This window comes from Candidatus Poriferisocius sp., assembly GCF_965214065.1.
In the GTDB taxonomy this organism is placed as follows: domain Bacteria; phylum Actinomycetota; class Acidimicrobiia; order Acidimicrobiales; family Bin134; genus Poriferisocius.
In genome coordinates, this window is record NZ_CBDCAT010000027.1 from 714,550 (window position 1) to 731,652 (window position 17,103).

21 protein-coding genes are annotated in these 17,103 nt (G+C 62.8%); 9 read left to right on the forward strand and 12 right to left on the reverse strand.

Annotation, left to right across the window (positions count from 1 at the left end; all coding sequences use genetic code 11):
- Window positions 1–56: 56 nt before the first annotated feature.
- From ACOOGG_RS09800 to ACOOGG_RS09810, 3 genes are read left to right on the forward strand one after another with little or no spacing between them, the layout of a single operon-like run.
- Window positions 57–845, forward strand: coding sequence for a carbohydrate ABC transporter permease (locus tag ACOOGG_RS09800; RefSeq protein ID WP_420434706.1), 789 nt, complete (start codon window positions 57–59; stop codon window positions 843–845).
- 6 nt (window positions 846–851) lie between these two features.
- Window positions 852–1,970: an ABC transporter ATP-binding protein gene (locus ACOOGG_RS09805; protein WP_420434708.1), complete on the forward strand. Its 1,119-nt coding sequence runs from the start codon at window positions 852–854 to the stop codon at window positions 1,968–1,970.
- Complete coding sequence (locus ACOOGG_RS09810) at window positions 1,967–2,902, forward strand: SMP-30/gluconolactonase/LRE family protein (RefSeq protein WP_420434710.1); 936 nt, start codon at window positions 1,967–1,969, stop codon at window positions 2,900–2,902. Before ACOOGG_RS09805 ends, ACOOGG_RS09810 begins: the two co-directional genes overlap by 4 nt.
- A 34-nt stretch (window positions 2,903–2,936) precedes the next feature.
- Here ACOOGG_RS09810 and ACOOGG_RS09815 read toward each other — a convergent pair whose 3' ends face one another.
- Genes ACOOGG_RS09815 through ACOOGG_RS09830 form a run of 4 tightly spaced genes read right to left on the reverse strand, consistent with a single transcriptional unit; the run spans window position 2,937 to window position 6,669 of the window.
- On the reverse strand, window positions 2,937–3,704 hold the full coding sequence (locus ACOOGG_RS09815; RefSeq protein ID WP_420434712.1) for an IclR family transcriptional regulator: 768 nt from the start codon (window positions 3,702–3,704) through the stop codon (window positions 2,937–2,939).
- A gap of 51 nt (window positions 3,705–3,755) precedes the next feature.
- Window positions 3,756–4,982 (reverse strand): amino acid deaminase, encoded by a 1,227-nt coding sequence (locus tag ACOOGG_RS09820; RefSeq protein WP_420434714.1) that lies wholly within the window; start codon window positions 4,980–4,982, stop codon window positions 3,756–3,758.
- A complete protein-coding gene (locus ACOOGG_RS09825; RefSeq protein ID WP_420434716.1) occupies window positions 4,979–5,638 on the reverse strand; it encodes a bifunctional 4-hydroxy-2-oxoglutarate aldolase/2-dehydro-3-deoxy-phosphogluconate aldolase in 660 nt (219 codons plus the stop codon). The genes ACOOGG_RS09820 and ACOOGG_RS09825 overlap by 4 nt, the downstream gene beginning before the upstream one ends.
- A complete protein-coding gene (locus ACOOGG_RS09830; protein ID WP_420434718.1) occupies window positions 5,635–6,669 on the reverse strand; it encodes a sugar kinase in 1,035 nt (344 codons plus the stop codon). Before ACOOGG_RS09830 ends, ACOOGG_RS09825 begins: the two co-directional genes overlap by 4 nt.
- A 132-nt stretch (window positions 6,670–6,801) precedes the next feature.
- Between ACOOGG_RS09830 and ACOOGG_RS09835 the strand changes: the two genes are divergently transcribed.
- The 4 genes from ACOOGG_RS09835 (at window position 6,802) to ACOOGG_RS09850 (ending at window position 9,579) form a co-directional block, all read left to right on the forward strand.
- Window positions 6,802–8,310: an N-acyl-D-amino-acid deacylase family protein gene (locus ACOOGG_RS09835; RefSeq protein ID WP_420434720.1), complete on the forward strand. Its 1,509-nt coding sequence runs from the start codon at window positions 6,802–6,804 to the stop codon at window positions 8,308–8,310.
- A gap of 93 nt (window positions 8,311–8,403) precedes the next feature.
- Window positions 8,404–8,787: a RidA family protein gene (locus ACOOGG_RS09840; RefSeq protein WP_420434722.1), complete on the forward strand. Its 384-nt coding sequence runs from the start codon at window positions 8,404–8,406 to the stop codon at window positions 8,785–8,787.
- 154 nt (window positions 8,788–8,941) lie between these two features.
- Window positions 8,942–9,214 carry a hypothetical protein gene (locus ACOOGG_RS09845; protein ID WP_420434724.1) on the forward strand — a complete coding sequence of 91 codons (273 nt, stop codon included), beginning with the start codon at window positions 8,942–8,944 and terminating at the stop codon, window positions 9,212–9,214.
- Window positions 9,211–9,579 (forward strand): clan AA aspartic protease, encoded by a 369-nt coding sequence (locus tag ACOOGG_RS09850; protein ID WP_420434726.1) that lies wholly within the window; start codon window positions 9,211–9,213, stop codon window positions 9,577–9,579. Before ACOOGG_RS09845 ends, ACOOGG_RS09850 begins: the two co-directional genes overlap by 4 nt.
- A 68-nt stretch (window positions 9,580–9,647) precedes the next feature.
- On the opposite strand, the gene ACOOGG_RS09855 is transcribed toward ACOOGG_RS09850, so the two are convergent.
- The gene (locus ACOOGG_RS09855; RefSeq protein ID WP_420434728.1) at window positions 9,648–10,019 is read right to left on the reverse strand and encodes a hypothetical protein; all 372 of its coding nucleotides are present in this window, start codon (window positions 10,017–10,019) and stop codon (window positions 9,648–9,650) included.
- A 27-nt stretch (window positions 10,020–10,046) separates the two neighbouring features.
- On the opposite strand from ACOOGG_RS09855, the gene ACOOGG_RS09860 reads away from it, so the two are divergent.
- Both ACOOGG_RS09860 and ACOOGG_RS09865 read left to right on the forward strand, forming a co-directional pair.
- On the forward strand, window positions 10,047–10,715 hold the full coding sequence (locus ACOOGG_RS09860) for a hypothetical protein (protein ID WP_420434730.1): 669 nt from the start codon (window positions 10,047–10,049) through the stop codon (window positions 10,713–10,715).
- Window positions 10,716–10,778: 63 nt separating this feature from the next.
- Complete coding sequence (locus ACOOGG_RS09865) at window positions 10,779–11,009, forward strand: hypothetical protein (RefSeq protein WP_420434732.1); 231 nt, start codon at window positions 10,779–10,781, stop codon at window positions 11,007–11,009.
- Window positions 11,010–11,332: 323 nt separating this feature from the next.
- On the opposite strand, the gene ACOOGG_RS09870 is transcribed toward ACOOGG_RS09865, so the two are convergent.
- The 7 genes from ACOOGG_RS09870 to ACOOGG_RS09900 form a co-directional block, all read right to left on the reverse strand.
- Window positions 11,333–12,247: a DUF368 domain-containing protein gene (locus tag ACOOGG_RS09870; RefSeq protein WP_420434734.1), complete on the reverse strand. Its 915-nt coding sequence runs from the start codon at window positions 12,245–12,247 to the stop codon at window positions 11,333–11,335.
- 17 nt (window positions 12,248–12,264) lie between these two features.
- On the reverse strand, window positions 12,265–12,708 hold the full coding sequence (locus ACOOGG_RS09875; protein ID WP_420434736.1) for an OsmC family protein: 444 nt from the start codon (window positions 12,706–12,708) through the stop codon (window positions 12,265–12,267).
- 15 nt (window positions 12,709–12,723) lie between these two features.
- On the reverse strand, window positions 12,724–13,479 hold the full coding sequence (locus ACOOGG_RS09880) for a succinate dehydrogenase/fumarate reductase iron-sulfur subunit (protein WP_420435194.1): 756 nt from the start codon (window positions 13,477–13,479) through the stop codon (window positions 12,724–12,726).
- Window positions 13,480–13,487: 8 nt separating this feature from the next.
- Window positions 13,488–15,410, reverse strand: a complete 1,923-nt coding sequence (locus tag ACOOGG_RS09885) for a fumarate reductase/succinate dehydrogenase flavoprotein subunit (RefSeq protein ID WP_420434738.1) — start codon at window positions 15,408–15,410, stop codon at window positions 13,488–13,490.
- The gene (locus tag ACOOGG_RS09890; protein ID WP_420434740.1) at window positions 15,410–16,213 is read right to left on the reverse strand and encodes a succinate dehydrogenase cytochrome b subunit; all 804 of its coding nucleotides are present in this window, start codon (window positions 16,211–16,213) and stop codon (window positions 15,410–15,412) included. Before ACOOGG_RS09890 ends, ACOOGG_RS09885 begins: the two co-directional genes overlap by 1 nt.
- Before the next feature lie 65 nt (window positions 16,214–16,278).
- The gene (locus tag ACOOGG_RS09895) at window positions 16,279–16,668 is read right to left on the reverse strand and encodes a type II toxin-antitoxin system VapC family toxin (RefSeq protein WP_420434742.1); all 390 of its coding nucleotides are present in this window, start codon (window positions 16,666–16,668) and stop codon (window positions 16,279–16,281) included.
- Complete coding sequence (locus ACOOGG_RS09900) at window positions 16,665–16,919, reverse strand: type II toxin-antitoxin system Phd/YefM family antitoxin (RefSeq protein ID WP_420434744.1); 255 nt, start codon at window positions 16,917–16,919, stop codon at window positions 16,665–16,667. The genes ACOOGG_RS09895 and ACOOGG_RS09900 overlap by 4 nt, the downstream gene beginning before the upstream one ends.
- Window positions 16,920–17,103 lie beyond the last annotated feature (184 nt).

Sequence of the window (17,103 nt, forward strand, 5' to 3'; positions counted from 1 at the left end):
GGGGCAAGGCCCGCTCAGGGCTTCCAAGGTCGCGATCAGCGATCTCGCTGTCGTACGTGATCCTGTTCGTCGGAGTGGCTATCGCACTGGCGCCCTTCTTGTATGTCGTGTCCACCTCGTTCAAAGAAACGATGTCGCTGTTCAGCTATCCGCCTGACTGGATCCCGTCACCGATCTTTTGGGGCAACTTCGAGTCGCTATTTACCGACCATCCGTTTGTCCAGTGGACCTTCAACACCCTGTTAGTTGCGGGCGCGGTAACTGCTTTGAAGCTGTGGTTCGATTCCATGGCAGGCTATGCATTAGCGAAAATGGAGTTCACCGGCAGGCGGGGCGTAGCGCTTCTCCTATTGCTGTCGGTTGCGATCCCCATCTCTGCGCTGATTATTCCGATGTTCTTCGTGGTGCGCTACCTCGGGCTCTTGAACACCTACTGGGCTCTGATACTGCCGCCGCTGGCGAACCCGCTGGGGATCTTCATGGCTCGCAGCTTCATTGTCGGGATCCCCGACGACCTGGAGGCGTCAGCACGCCTTGACGGCGCTTCAGAGTTCACGATCTATCGCAAGATCGTCTTGCCTCTGATCCGGCCTGGCTTGGTGGTGCTTGGCATGTTCACATTCATGTTGCAGTACACCTCGTTCATCTGGCCTCTCATCGCCGTCCAGGACTCCGACCGGCAAATGCTTGCCGTGGGCATTTCTGGGCTCCAGAGTGCGTTCTTGCAGGATTGGGGCCTGCTCTCGGCGGGCATGTTGTTGGCCGCCATCCCTATCACACTCGTGTTCCTGCTTGTGCAAAAGGCGTTCGTGATCAACGACCTCTCCGGCGCGCTCAAGGAGTAGAAGGAAATGCAAGCCATGTCGCCCCCGGCCGATGTCGCCGTGAGCCTTATCCAGGTAGCGAAGTCCTACAGTGATGTCGAGGTGCTGAAACCATTCGACCTTCAGGTTGTCGAAGGCGAATTCGTCGTCCTTCTCGGCCCCTCGGGGTGCGGAAAAAGCACAATCCTGAAGATGATTGCAGGACTCGAAGAGGTCAGCCACGGCGAGATCCACGTCGCAGGCGAACTCGTCAACTACGTCAGACCTCGAGATCGAAACGTAGCCATGGTCTTCCAGAACTACGCGCTGTATCCTCACATGTCGGTACGAGACAACATCGCGTTCCCGCTCACGATGAGCAGACGGCCTCGGCTCAAGCGAGATGTGATCAAAGAGCGCACCGTCGAGGCCGCCGACATAGTCGATCTGACACCATACCTAGACCGCAAACCGGCGCAGTTGAGCGGCGGGCAGCGGCAGCGAGTCGCCTTGGCCCGGGCAATCATCCGCCAACCAGCGGCATTCCTCATGGACGAGCCGCTGTCCAATCTCGACGCGCTGCTGCGTGCGGACATGCGGACAAGCCTCCTCGACGTACACGATCGGATAAAGAAGGCCACCTTGTACGTGACTCACGACCAGATTGAGGCCATGACGATGGCCGACCGGGTCGTGGTTCTCAATGCCGGCCGGATTCAGCAGATCGGACGACCTCGCGAGTTGTATACGGCTCCGGCGAACACATTCGTGGCCCAATTCATCGGGAGTCCGCGCATGCCTCTCCATGAGCTGGAAGTACGCAACGACGGCACCCTTCACCTTACCGATGCCACCCTCACCCCCGATGCCCCTCTGGCGCCAGGGACATCGGTGACGGTCGGGCTCCGGCCGAGTGCGCTGCGGGCAACGAGTTCGGCATCCGCCTGCTTCATCGGCGAGGCGAAGCGACACGACTACCTAGGCAGTGACAGCTACCTCGAGGTCGATCTCGGAGAAGGCTCATCGGTCATGGTGCGTGCGGAGGCTGATGCCGCTGTGCGGCCCGGCGACACCGTACGTGTGGACGCTGACCCAGGAGCCATCCATGTATTTGACGGGGCGGGTTCGCGGATCTGCGGCGCTTCGGCGTGCCGACAAGAGCGATGACCATTGGCTGGGATCTGATTGCCAACGGCGTGTCCGCTCCAGAAGGGCCGACTCTTGGACCGGGAGGGTGGGTTCTCAGCGTGTGCAGCTTCACCCGAGACAGCAACCCAGACGTCGTTGGCGGAGACATTGTGGCCACACACCCTGATCGTCCAGGCGACACGCGGCGGCTGTTCAACACGTCTGCCGATGGTGTGGCGGGCATCCCGGCGGCGCTTGCATTCGGGCCCGACGGGGCCATCTACATCACCGATGAAGGCCACCGGGCGATCCTTCGGGCAACGGATCAAGGTGTGCTGTCGGTATACGCCCGATCACCCAACGGGCCCAATGATCTCAGCTTCGACCGGGAGGGGAACCTCTGGTTTACCGATCCGTGGGGTTCCAGCATGCAGGATGCGATTGGCGGCGTCTATGTCCTCCGCGCCGGAACTGAGGTTCTCACACAGATCGCATCCGGTCTCGCCTTTCCGAACGGGATTGTGGCCACACAAGAGGAGCTCGTGTACGCCGAGACGCGCACGGGCCGGTTGTGGCGGCATCGGCGATCGGCCGGTGGGCGGCTAGGAGAAGCGGAGCTCTTCGCTGAGCTGCCGCATCAGGCTGGAGTCGAGACGCAAGGCCCTGACGGCGTGGCGCGTGACATCCATGGGAATCTGTACGTGGCACATTTCGGCGCTGCGTGTATCCGCGTTCTCGCGCCGGACGGCACCCAACTCGATCCGATTGCCGTCCCGGGCCGCAACCCGACCAACCTGTGTTTCGGGGGGCCGGACATGCGTACCTTGTTTGTGACGCTCGACGACACCGATCTGCTCGTTGCGGTTCAGGCGCCGCATCAGGGAAGCGCGATCCAATTTTGCCCGTCGGCAGACAAGACATGGGCATATGAGAGTTGGCTAGACCTGATCGAGAACAGCCCCGCAGTGTGACCAAGTGCGAGGCATGGGGCGGGGCGGGCTCGTCTCACACCTCGTGGTTGGCGGGTTCGTTGCCGGTCCATCCGAACTCCCGGGATATGCCGAAACTCGCCTCAAAAAGCTGCGGCACCATGGTAAGAAGGGTCTCGCAGTCACAGGACAGGGTCGTGGCGGTTATCGAGACCGATCCGATGGCTTCCCCTGACGCCTCGAAGACGGGCGCTGCGATGCAGTTGACCCAAGGCTCGTGCTCGAGGTGGTCGATTGCGTAGCCGCGCTCGATTGTGACTCGAAGGTCTGCGAAGTAGTCGTCGGCATTGGCGAGCGTGTTTTCGGTGTGGGCCACGAAGTCGATGCCCGACGCTATGCGCTCTTGGTCTTCGAGCGGAAGGAACGCGACGATGGCCTTGGCGACGCCTGTGCAGTGAAGTGGCGCCGCATTGCCGATTCGGGAGTACATGCGCACGGCCTGCTTTGCTTCCCGCTTGTCGATGTATACGACGGTGTCGCCCTCGAGCATTGCGAGGTGGATCGTATGCTCTACCTCATGGCTGAGTTTGGTGAGGAACGGCGCAGCGACCGAGCGAAGGTCGATGTTCTCCAGCGCTGCGTTCGCGAGGCTGATGACGCGGCGACCGAGGCGGAACACGTTGTGGCTGTCTCGTACCACCATCTGCTCAGCCTCTAGTACCTGAAGGGTTCGCAGTGCCGTGCTGCGGTGGGTCCCCATAAACGACGCGACCTGTTCGATCGACGAAGGCTGCTCGCCGATCAGTCCCAATACTTGGATGGCTCGTTGCACAGTCTGGCTCATCGCTTCTCCGGTCGAATATAGGGGCTGGGAGCCGATCGGCAAGGCTCCGGGTCAGAACTCGGTGGAGACCACGGCGACGACGGTCCCATTGTCATCTACTTCAGGAATGTGCTTCCACTTGTCGAACGTCGTGCAAGGGTGGCTTATCCCAAAGGACACGAAATCGCCCACAGCTACCTCATCGGCTGCGTCGACCGTCAGGAAAGCGTGTTGATCCATGAGTCTGGAAACCCGCCAGGAGTCAGGGACAGGGCGCTGGCGGGTCTGCTCATAGCGCCATAGCGGCACCGGCAGCCCTTCGTCGAAAGACACGTCCCTTTTCCCGAAGTCGAGCAACGCAAGGGTCGGCTCGGGGCGGGAGACGACCTGAGCGATCACCTCCAGCGCGGGTCGGAATGCCGCGAAGTCTGCGTGGCCTCGGAGCGGGGAGGCCTCTTGGTAGAACCCGCTGTCGTGGGTGATGTAGCAACCGCTGCGCAGCACCAATTTGGCATCGCGAGCATCCGCCACCGGGCCGAGGATGTCGGCAACATCGTCGAAACAGGCGCTGCCGCCCGCGGTCAGGATTGGTCCAGCAGCTGGTTCGAAAGGGCCGCAATCTGCGATCCGCTCGAACGCATGGCCGAGAAACCGCAGATAATCTCGGACTCGCCGCCGTTCGGCGTGGTTGCGAGCGGGCAGGAACACGCCTTCATAGCCGGCGACACCGGCGAACCGCACCGATTCCATAGCTCTCGCCGCTTCCGCAAGGGAGAGTGCAAGTTCGATGTCGCGCACACCGCTTCGTCCATCACGCCCGCCGATTTCTACCAGCACGGAAACCCGCCCAGCATGGCTGCGATCAAGGCGGGCGAGCCCGTTGTGGGAGTCTACGAAGCAATAGAGCTCGAGGCCCTGTACGGCGGCCTCAAGGGCCCACTCGATGGACGCCTCGTTAACTAGCTGGTTGGCGATCAGCAGGCGCCGCAGGCCGTGGTTGAAGAGGGTTCTTGCCTGGACTGCGTTGGCGACGGTGATGGCCCACGCGCCGTGCGCGATCTGACGGGAGATCAGGCTCGGTGCCATGGTGGTCTTAGCATGCGGCGCCAGTTGGACGCAGTTGGCGAGGCAGAAGTCGCGCATCGTTGCGAGGTTGTGCTCAATCGCAGCGGCACGCAGAACCACGAGGGGAGACAGAAACGTTCCGTCGAAAATGTTGCGGCCGATCAACTCATCTGTCGTCGCCCCTACCAGGTCGGTGGGGATCGCCTTGGAGCTGAATCGAAGCTGGTCTGTCATCGTGGGGATTTCCGTCTGTCGGTGAGCCAGTCTCTCAGCGAATCGACACCGCTGGGACGGGCAATCTCGGCGCCGATCCCAACTCCGAGGGCGCCTGCGTCAAGGTAGCCATCGATGTCTGAGACCGCAACGCCGCCCGTCGGGACGAGGGAAACACCGGGGAAGGGACCTGACATGGCCATAATGAAGCGGGTTCCTCCGAGTTGTCGGGCAGGGAAGAGCTTTAGCTCTGAGATGCCATGGGCCTGTGCTAACTGAATCTCGGTGGGCGTTGCCACTCCGGGCAGATAGGGGATTTTCTGCTCCCTCGCGTGATGCACGATTTCAATGTCAAGGCCAGGGGAGATGGCGAACGCGGCGCCAAGGTCTACGACCTGCTGAAGGTCCGCGACAGAGGCGATGCTGCCGGCGCCCAAGGGTCGGCCGCTCTCAGCCGCAATCTCAGCGACGAGCTCGAGTGCACGGAATCCATCGTCGTCTTGCACGGTCACCTCGATGAGCTCGACTCCGATATCCCACAGGGCCCTTGCCGCGGCCGCCGCGGCCCCAGGGGAGAGTCCCCGGAGGATTGCGACAATCGGGCATCGGAGAAGATGGGTCTGAAAGTACGACACCGTGGCAGTTGTGTCTTGGCGTTGCTCGGCGGTTTGCATCATGCGGACGTGCTGCGCGGGCGCGCTGGCGGCAGTTGGGCTTTGTCGTGCGTGTTCGTCAGGTCGAGGCTCGCTGAGACCCAGTCCTCAGATGACAAGTCGAGCAGGCGTTGAATCGTAGCGCCATCGGCGATTGGGCCGACGTCGTTCTGCTGGGAGAGCGCGCTCATGGCTGTGATGTGGCCGAGTCGGAGGGCGGCCTCCACGTTGTCATCATGTCGGAGCACTCCGACGAGGAACCCTGCCGCAAACGCATCTCCTGCACCAATCGGCTCGACCACGGGGCCGTTGAGCGCGGGAACGAAGTATTTTCTGCCGCTCCGATCGGCATAGGCACCGTTGTCGCCGTCTTTGGTGACGACGGTCTCGGGTTGGGGAAGCAGTGCCCGGACATCGTCGGCCGTGCTTACGCCCCAGAGGTCGTTGGCTTCGTCAAGCCCGACAAAGACAATGTCGCATTGGTTTGCGGCTTCTCGTAACGCATTTGAAGGGTCTCCTTGTTCCCAGATCGAGGGGCGCCAGTTGATGTCAAACGATATGAGTGCTGACCGGGATCGATCTTCTATCAGAGACCGGACGAGCTCGTTGCAGGTGCAAGACAGACCCAATGTGATCCCGGTCAAGTGGAGGACTTTTGGCGCCCGGCCCACCCTGGGGCCGATCGGCAGGGCCATTGCGGCTGCCGCAGAACCTGCCCGGTAATAGCGGACCCGGAGAGCGTCTGCCGTGACCTCTTTGAGCATGAGCCCGGTCTGGTGATCAGAAAGCCGACGTACCCCGCTCACGTCGACGCCTGCCCCCTCGATCACCGAGAGGATCAGGTCTCCGGCAAGATCGGTGCCGACCTGGCTGACCCACGAGGCCTGAAGGCCAAGAGCCGCGCAATAGCGTGCCACGTTGGACTCCGCGCCGCTTACCTCCCATTCGAAGGCCTCCTGGTTCGGGCCGGTCCGCAAAGTCAGCATTGACTCGCCCAGAGCAACCACGTCTGGGGAGGGCCTGGAGTGGTTCGCCTTGCTGGTCGAGTGGTTCATATCGTGCTCCTCGGGGCAGCGAAATCTGTCCTGGACTCTCATAAGATCAGATGGCAGACTTGAGTGCAATATTCACATAGAGTATGCGTTTATTGCACTTTAGGGGAGAGATGCGGGTAGACGAGTGGGAACATGTGCCACCGCCTGTGGGAGCGGTTCGGCCAGTCGGACGCTGCCGCAGGGGAAGGTGACGTGTACGACATCGCCATTCGCGGAGCGTTAATTGAGGACGGCTCGGGCGGGCATCCGTTCGAGGGAGACATCGCAGTCGAAGGCGGTCACATCGCGGCCATGGAACGGGTGGGTGCAGCCAGGGCTGAAATCGATGCCGAGGGGCTGGTCGCAGCCCCCGGGTTCGTTGACGCCCACACCCACGACGACATGGAACTCCACTCCAACCCTGACAATCCGTCGAAACTCCGGCAAGGCGTAACGACGGTCATCTGCGGAAGCTGCGGGTTCAGCGCGTTCCCCCATGTGCCAGGGCGACGTTCGCCAGATCTTTTGTCGGTCGATGGCCGTTGGCGGACTTACCGGGAATATCAGGAGGTGCTCACCGGACACGGCATCGGCACAAATGCCGCAGCCTTCGTTGGCCACAACACCGTTCAACGTCTGCTTCTGGGAATCGACAGCACCGAACCGAGCGCCCGAGCACTCTCGCTCGTGTGTGACGACATCCGCATTGCGATGGACGACGGTGCCCTCGGCGTGTCCACCGGCCTCATCTACCGTCCGGGGCGGAACACGTCGACCGCAGCACTAACGAGGATTGTCGGGGCGGTGACTGACTATGGCGGTATGCACAGCACGCACATGCGCGATGAATCCGACGGGCTTCTCGAGGCCATCGCCGAAGTTGCCTCCGTATCTCGAGAAACCGGCACCGCGCTCCAGATCTCTCATCTCAAGGTAATCGGCGAGCACAATTGGGGAAGCCTGGGTGCCGCGCTCGATCAGATCGACAGGTTCCGAGCCGATGGGATCGACATCGGATTCGACGTGTACCCCTATATCGCCGGTTCGGGGCCGTTGGCGACCTACTTCCCCCCCGATGGCATAGACGTGGCCAGGGCTCGATTGGTCCAGATCATTCGATGTGATGACTACCCTCACTTCGAAGGGCGGCGACTCCCAGATATCGCGCGAGAAGAGGGCACTTCGCTGCGCGATCTCACCCGGCGTCTCGTCACCGCGCCGAACGCCAGCGAGACGCTCTGCAATATCTTCGAGATCCACGAAGACGACATGCTGGAAGCGCTTTCGCATCCAGTGGCGATGATCGGTAGTGACGGTATTCCCCAGCAGGCGGGAGTGCCCCATCCCCGTCTTCATGGCACGTTTCCCCGAATTCTCGGCTACTACACCAGAGACAGGGCGGTGCTGTCCCAAAGTGCTGCGATCAACAAGATGACCTCCGTACCCGCGACTCGGTACGGCCTCCGAGACCGGGGGCTTTTGCGGCCCGGCTTCGCAGCAGATGTTGTGTTATTCGACCCGATTACGATCGCTGACTGCGGAACCTATGGCTCACGTGCCGATCCAAACGGAATTCGCCATGTTCTCGTCAATGGGAAGCAGGCGCTCATTGATGGCGACCTCACCGGCGTGCGGGCAGGCCAGGTGCTGAGACGCGGCTAATGCTGAGCTCGCGCTTGGTTTGAGGGAGAACACCATAGGCCGGCCCAATCGAGGGCTGGCAGGAAAGGATGGACTATGACTTGGAGACAAGCCATGACAAGCGCCGAGGTGCCTAAAGCCTCGGGCCCTTACTCGGCCGGGATGATCTCGCAGGGGTTCGCCTTCTTGTCCGGGCAGGGGCCATACGACGCGAAGGGCACTCTCGCTGGTGAGGACATCGCCAGCCAGACACGACAAACACTCCGAAATTTAGAAGCTGTAGCACAAGCGAGCGGCGCAACGCTGCGAAATGCCGTGCGGGTCGGTGTCTACCTTACCGACATGGCGAACTTCACCGAGATGAACAAGGTCTTCGCGGAGTTCTTCGAGGAGCCGTACCCATCTCGAACGACGGTGCAGACGGGGCTTCCGAAGCCCGACATGCTGATTGAAATCGACGTGATCGTCGCACTACCTCAACCCGATCTGCGGCCGTGAGATAAGCGTCGCTGGCCGGGAGGGGGGCTGGTATTTTCGATGGCTCTGCCAACGCCCCCAGCCGGGAAACTCCGAACTTATAAGATCCGCGCGCTGTTGGAACGGGCGGCGGGCGGGGCTATCTTTGGGAGGTGAGATATCACCGGGGAAGGCCATGATGGATACTCGCCGGCCCACCGATGAGGTCGCTCGCCTCGGCGATGAGATCTACGAGAGCGACATCCGCAGCGAGGTCGAAGCCGATCACCACGGAGAGGTCGTCGCTATCGACATCGACAGCCGCTGCTGGGCAATAGGCGACACTGTCATTGTCGCACGCGATCGCCTGCGGGCGGAGCGCCCAGATGCCGTTGACGTCTGGTTGCTGCGGGTTGGACACCGGGCACTCCATCACTTCGGGGGTCGCCCACTGCGGAGCCCTGGGTGATCGAGGGTGTTGTGAGCGCCGCCTATGAGGCAGTGCTCACCCTTACCCTGCAAGGCCCTACAGGACAGACCAGGGACATCGAGGCCGTGATCGACACCGGCTTCACGGGATTCTTGACCGTTACGCCACTGCTGGCAGAAGAGTTGGCTTTGGTGTTCGAAGGCACGGCCAGAGCCACGCTCGCCGACGGCGGCGAGACGACGTTTCCGTACTACAGCGTCGCCGTACTGTGGGATGGCCAAGCTCGACACGTCGAAGCAGACGCCGCTGACACGACCCCACTGATCGGCATGCGGCTTCTCGACAGCCACAGCCTGTACATGGAAATTGAAGACGGCGGGCGAATCATCATCGAGGCCTGCTGAGCGAACAGATTTCGATCCTCTTCTCTGGTCCAAGCGGCGGATCTGGCGCTTGCTGATCTGCCTGACCTCTAGCCCCAGTCGGTGCGGGATCTAATGTCGGCGAACACGTCGTTTGCCCTGGCCATAACCTTGTGGTGGGACAGCAAGGCCAGCGGGTCACCGTCGACGACGGTCAGTCCATTCAAAACCGCCTCCTCGGCCGATAGCTCTCCCCGGGCAATGGCCACCGCAGTGTCTCGGCTCTGGCTGAGCACCACTGCTGGCCCGGGAGCCGGCCCAATTGAGACACGGGCACCGTCGCCGTCGAACACCATGTGGAACACCACTTCATCCACCCGCTGTTCCACTGCGAATCTCTCGCCGTCTTCCGTGCACATACCAGATGTTCGCAACGCAGCATCCGCCTCTTGGATCCACTCTTTGCTCAAGTACTCGGTCACCAAGCTCTACCGTACCGATCAACAGGTATGACTTTTGAACCGACACACCGACAGTGGGCCGAATCCTGGTACGGCGATTTCGCCGCCCCCGACGGTTCACTGGGCGGCTATGTGCAGCTCACGCTGTGGCCCGAGCTGGGAAGGAGCTGGTTCTGGTCGGCGCTCGTCGGTCCTCATCGCCGCCCGGTGGTGCTGGTTGAGACCGACGCCCCACTGCCTCGGCCATCCACCCTGGAGCTGCGGGCTCCCGGACTCTGGACCGAGTTCATCGAGCAGATCCCCGATGAGCACTTTACGGTGGACTTGGAGGCGTTTGCGGTGGCGTTGGACGATCCCGAAGATCTGTTCGATCGGGGCTGGGGCGAGCGGGTGCCCTACGGCCTGGAGTTGGAATGGGAGGCTGCCGATGGTCTGCTCGATGTGGTTCACGGCTTGGTACTGGTAGGCGATGAGTCATACGAACTAGAAGGCATGGGCCGGCGCTTCCATTGGGAGGGTTTGCCTGCCTGGTGGGACCGGGAATGGTCCAACGGCCCGATCGATGGCGTCGTGATCGCCAACGCGCCCCTGCCCGTCGACCACCCTGGCACCGCCCAGCGCTCCCGCCTCGAACGATCTCTAGTCTCCACTCCCGACGGTCCTGCCTGGACCGAACAGAGCCGGTTACAAGGTCCAAATGGAGGTGACAATCTCTAATTTCATACTGTCGATTTATGACAGCCGGGGTATCGTGCCAACAACGGAACTGCACTTGGAGGAATGTCGATGGCCCTCGTCCATTCACGAGAATGGCGCCCCTGGCCCCGCAAGCTGCGCAAGAAGGCAATGCGGAAGAACGTCCAATCAGATTCAGTGACCGTGGATGACTTAAAGGCCAGTATCGGCAAGGGGCCTCTTTTGAGCCCTGATGAAATTGCCCACAGCTACGACAGCAATGAGGATTTTCTAGCCTCTTTTGAAGAGGCAAGCGACAACGCCCCGCCTACGTAGTCGCCCCCGCCGTGCCTACATACGAGAAGTCGAATGTATTCGCGCGCAGTTGGGAGAAGCTCACGCCCCAGCAGGCAGACCGATTTCGACTTCAATTGAAAAAGTTCGTCGGAGACCTGACCGCCATGGAGGAGGGTACACGAACTGCGTTCCGCAAGGGGTTGCGGGTCAAGAAGTTGAAGGGGTCGACTGATGTTTATGAGATGTCGTGGGATTCCAATGGCAGAGCGACGTTTGCCGTGGGAAACCCAATTCAGGAAGGGAAATTCCACATTGTCTGGCTAGACATCGGTGGTCACGACATACTCCCCTGAGTTGGGAACTCAGTCTGGGGAGCGTTGTAGGCGGGAAAGCGCGATCACCAAGAAGGCCGCGGCTACTGCGAGCACGGCAGGGAGCCACAGGTCGGCGGCGGGAGCCCAGCCGAGGGTGGTGCCGTCGATGGTCTCTTCGGCGTGGCGGCTGATCACGCCCACGCCGGCGGGCCAGGGCCACAACACTCGCAGCGATCCCAGCAGCAGCCCCACCATCACCGCCAGGGTGGGGTCGTGCCAGCGGGCGAGCACCCGGCTAATCAGGTTGGAGAACATGGCCAGTCCCAGAACTGCCCCGACGCCGAGTGCGGCTAGGTCGCCCCAGGAGCGGTCATCTACCGCTCCGATGGCCGCGGGATACACCCCGATCATGAGCAGGATGAATGCCCCGGAGATGCCAGGCAGCAACATGGCGCATACCGCCACGATTCCAGCTCCGAAGAGCGCAAGGGCCGATGGGTCGGCCACTGGCCCCGACTGGATCCCCAGCAATCCGAAGAACAGCCCGCCCACCGCCAGCGCCACGAGCACGAGCCCTACCCCCGGTCGCTCCAATAGCCGCCAGGCCACCACCACCGACGCCCCCACCAGGCCGAAGAACAGCCCGGCCATGGCCTCGGGTTCATCGGCCAACAGGTCGTCGATCACCGACGCCAACCCCACCACCGCGGCCCCGATCCCCACCACCAGCGGCACGGCGAACCACCAGTCGAAGCTCCGCAGCCGGTGCCTCGCCTCTCCCCATCGGCCTCGAACCAGGGCGCTCAGAACACTGGCCCCGGCCCGCACGGTGTCGATCAGCCGGGCATAAATCCCCAGCAGCAGCGCCACCGTGCCCCCCGACACGCCAGGCACCACGTCTGCCGCCCCCATGAGCACGCCCCGCGCCACCTGGAGGACGGCATCCCTAGCCCTAGACCACATGGTCAGAGGGTAAGGCGTCAGCCGGCGAAAACCGCTTCGGTGGTGAAGGACATGCCCCCTTCGAGGGTCCGGCGCACGGGACAACGGCGGGCGATGTCTTCCAAGCGGGCTCTCTGGTCGTCGTCGAAGTCGCCTTCGATGAAGATCTGGCTGCGCACCCGGTCGACGTAGCCTGAGGCGTCGGCCTCGCAGTCGTCGCAATCGCGGGCATGAACCCGGTCGTGCTCGAACCGGGCCGAAATCGAGTGGAGCTTCCACCCCTTGCGTTGGCAGTACATCGACAGGGTGATGCAGGTGCAGGCCGCCACCGACGACATGAGGAGCTCATAGGGGTTGGGGGCGGTATCGCCGCCTCCCAGGTCCTCGGGTTCATCGGCGCCCCATAGGTGCGAGCCGGTGCGGAGATCCACTGAATAATCCTGGCCGGTCTCTACCTCGAGGTCGGCGGTAACGGTAGTCATGCGTTGACGCTACAGCTAACCTGCCAGTTTGCGGTTTTTCACCTTGGCCTTGATGTAGTCCCGGTTGGTCCAGGCGATGAAGTCGATGGGGATGTCTTTGGGACAGGCCTCTTCGCACTCGCCGTGGTTGGTGCACGAGCCGAAGAACTCCTCCATGGTCTCCACCATGGCCTCGGTTCGGGCCCATCGCTGGGCTTGGCCCTGGGGAAGCAGGTTCAGGTGCTGCACCTTGGCCGCGGTGAACAGCTGGGCCGCACTGTTGGGGCAGGCGGCCACGCAGGCCCCGCAGCCGATGCAGGCGGCGGCGTCGAAGGCCGTGTCGGCCGTCTCCTTGGGGACCGGGGTGAGGTTGGCGTCGGGGGCGGCCCCGGTGTTCACCGAGATGTAGCCGCCGGAGGCGATGATGGCGTCCATGGCCCGGCGGTCCACCGCCAAATCCCGCAGCACGGGGAACGACGTGGCCCGCCACGGCTCGATCACGATGTGGTCGCCGTCTTTGAAGCTGCGCATATGGAGCTGGCAGGTGGCCGTGCTCTTCTGGGGTCCGTGGGCTTGGCCGTTGATCATCAGCCCGCAGGTGCCGCAGATGCCCTCCCGGCAGTCGGACTCAAACACGATTGGCTCTTCGCCGTTTTCGATGAGCCGCTCGTTGACGATGTCGAGCATCTCCAGGAACGAGGCGTCGGTGCTGATGCCGTTGGCCTCGTAGGTCACGAAGCGGCCCTCGGCCTGCGGGCCGGGCTGGCGCCATACCTGAAGTGTGAGGTTGATCTCAGAGCTCACTTGTAGCTCCTTTGGGTCAGCTCGACGTTCTCGAACTCCAGTTCCTCCCGGTGGCGGGTTTGGGGAGTGCCCTCGCCGTTCCACTCCCAGGCGGCCACGTGGGTGAAGTTCTCGTCGTCCCGCATGGCCTCGCCCTCGTCAGTCTGGTGCTCCTCCCGGAAGTGGCCCCCGCAGGATTCCTCCCGGGCCAGGGCGTCTCGGGCCATCAGCTCGCCCAGCTCGAACAGGTCGGCCACCCGGCCGGCCTTCTCCAGCGACTGGTTCAAGGTGTCGGCTGAGCCCAGTACCCGCACGTTGCGGTGGTACTCATCTCGCAGCGCGGGGATCTCCGAGATTGCCTTCTCCAGGCCGGTCTTGTTGCGGGCCATCCCGATGTAGTCCCAAACCAGCTTGCCCAGCTCCCGGTGATAGTGGTCCACCGACCGCGTGCCGCCAATCGACAACCAGCGGTTCATCTCGTCGGCTACTGCATGCTCAGCGTCGGCGAAGACGGGCTCGGTGGTGCCCAGCGCGGGGTCTCCCAGGAAATCGGACAGGTAGTTGCCGATGGTGTAGGGCAAAACGAAGTACCCGTCGGCCAGTCCCTGCATGAGTGCCGAGGCGCCCAGGCGGTTGGCGCCGTGGTCGCTGAAGTTGGCCTCGCCCAGCACGAACAGGCCGGGCACGTTGCTCATCAGCTCATAGTCCACCCACAGCCCGCCCATGGTGTAGTGGGTGGCCGGGTAGATGCGCATGGGCACCCGGTAGGGGTCCTCACCGGTGATGCGCTCGTACATGTCGAACAGGTTCCCGTACTTGGCTCGGATCACCGCCTCGCCGTCGCGGGCCATGGCGCCGGAGAAGTCCAGGTAGACGCCGTTGCGCAGCGGTCCCACTCCCCGGCCCTCGTCCACCACGGTCTTGGCGTTGCGGGAGGCCACGTCGCGGGGCACCAAGTTGCCGAAGGCCGGGTACTTGCGTTCCAAGAAGTAATCCCGGTCAGCGTCGGGGATCTCGTGGGGGTCGCGGGCGTCCTCGTGGGCTTGGGGCACCCAGATGCGACCGTCGTTGCGCAGCGACTCCGACATCAGGGTCAGCTTCGACTGGAAGTCGTCGCTGGCTGGGATGCAGGTGGGGTGGATTTGGGTGTAGCACGGGTTGGCGAACAGGGCGCCCTTGCGGTGGGCCCGCCACGCCGCGGTGATGTTGCACATCTTGGCGTTGGTCGACAGGAAATAAACGTTGCCGTAGCCGCCGGTGGCCAGCACCACCGCGTGGGCCGAGTGCGGCACGATCTCGCCGGTGATGAGGTCGCGGGTCACGACTCCCACCGCCCGGCCATCGTGCATCACCAGCTCCAGCATCTCCGAGCGGGTGTGCAGCTCCACCGTGCCGGCCGCCACCTGACGCATCAGAGCCGAGTACGCTCCCAACAGGAGCTGTTGGCCGGTCTGACCCCGGGCGTAGAAGGTACGCGACACCTGGGCACCACCGAAGGAGCGGTTGTCGAGCAGGCCGCCGTATTCCCGGGCGAAGGGCACGCCCTGTGCGGTGGCCTGGTCGATGATGTCCACCGACACCTCGGCCAGGCGGTACACGTTGGCCTCCCGGGCACGGTAGTCGCCTCCCTTGATGGTGTCGTAGAACAGGCGGTACACGCTGTCGCCGTCGTTCTGGTAGTTCTTGGCCGCGTTGATGCCGCCCTGGGCGGCGATGCTGTGAGCCCGGCGGGGGGAGTCGTGGTAGGTGAGCACCTTGACCCGGTAGCCCAGTTCGCCCAACGAGGCCGCAGCCGACGCCCCGGCTAGGCCTGAGCCCACCACGATGATGTCGAAGCGGCGCTTGTTGTTGGGGTTCACCAGCCGCATCGAGAACTTGTGGTCGGTCCACTTGCTCTCCAGCGATCCGGTGGGGATTCGGGCGTCTAGTGAGCCGAGCATCAGTGGTCCTCCCCCTCAGCGGTGCCGTGCTGCTGGAGTTCCTCCACGATCGAGCGGCCGTCGTCGTCGATCACCCCGGCCTGCACGAAGATCGGAAAGCTCAGATTGCCCACCAGGATGATCCCGGCCAGCCCGGCGGCCAGGTAGCGGCGCAGGTGGTTGTAGCGAGGGCTGTTTATGCCCAGGCTCTGGAACATGCTCCAGGTGCCGTGGAAGATGTGGACGGCCAAAGCGGTGTTGGCCACGATGTAGAGGATCGCCACCGGGATGCTGCCCAGGCTCTCCGACACGTTGTGGTAGGGGTCGCCCCGCACGAAGTCGGGGTTGAACCATCCCCAGGTGAGATCGGCCAGGTGGTAGAAGAGGTACAGCCCGACGATGGGACCGGTCCACCGCATGGTGCGAGAGGCGAAGTTGGCCGCGATGTAGTTCCGGCCACCGGGGTAGCGCTGGTCGGCGGCCAAGCTCATCCGGCTGAGGGAGTAGGCCGAGTGGATGTGCAGGCCGAAAGCTGCGATCAGCCCGATACGCATGGCCCATAGCAGCCAGGTGCGGGGCAAGAGCTTGGTGCCCAGATCCCGCAGCGTCTCGGCGTACTCGTGGATCTCCAGCGGCCCCTCATACAGGTGGAGGTTGCCGATCATGTGGACCACGATGAAGCCCAGCAAGGCAATCCCGGTAAGGCCCATCACCCACTTCTTGCCCACTGCGGTCTGGTAGATGCCGAGCGGCCACGGAAGCCTCACCCTGGGTTCCGACCGCACCGGCGGCGGCGTGCTCACTCTGGAAATGGTCTGGGCCATCAACCGCCGACGGTACCGGCACCCCACTCCTGCCGACTAGCCGAGCCGGGGCTTGGACCGGACTGCTAGCCCAGGACGCGGACGGGTCCGGGGTACTTCCCCAGTACCGTGTCGGCTGTTAGCAGCGTCTGCGCCTCGGCATGGGCTTGGGCGATCAAGAGTCGATCGAAGGGGTCGTTGTGAATGGGGGGCAGGGCGTCTACAGCCACGGCATGGGTTCCTGTTATCGCCAACTCTATGTACCCGTTGTTGCGCAATCCCTGGCGCAACAAACGAGGGTCGACGTTGAAGTCGGCCCGACCCAGTCCGTTCTTGATCGCGACCTCCCAAAGCGACGCCGCGCTGAAGTACAGATCTGAAGACGGATCTTCGATCAGAGCCCGAGCGTCGCCGGGAAGGCGCTCAGGCATTCCCGCGGCCCACAGCAAGATGTGGGTATCCAACAGGAAGTTCACGCATCTCCTTCAAAGAGGGCTTGGAGCTTGGATCCGCCCATTTGGTCGAAGTCCTCAGGCACAGAAATGTCGGGCAGGAATCCTGTTCGGCGCATGGCGCCCGGCTCTGGCATCTCCAGCGAGGCAACCTTCACCAACGGAGTCCCCGCCCGGGCGATGATGAACGGCTCGCCATGAACCGCTCCCTCAACGAGTTTTGAGAGGTGGGTCTTGGCCTCATGCATGTTGACCACCCGCATCACAGCCTCCATTTAGCTTAGTTCAATAAACTAAGTCTATTCACAGACCGGAGACGGCACAACTGCTCCCGGCTGCCTCTGGCTCAATTCGCGTCTACTGATATCACCAACCTTGTGCTGCTCTGCCCCCGAGGTGACAAGAGAGTCCACAAGCAGGGTTACCTCGTCGAACAGGATCCCAACACTGGACGATTCG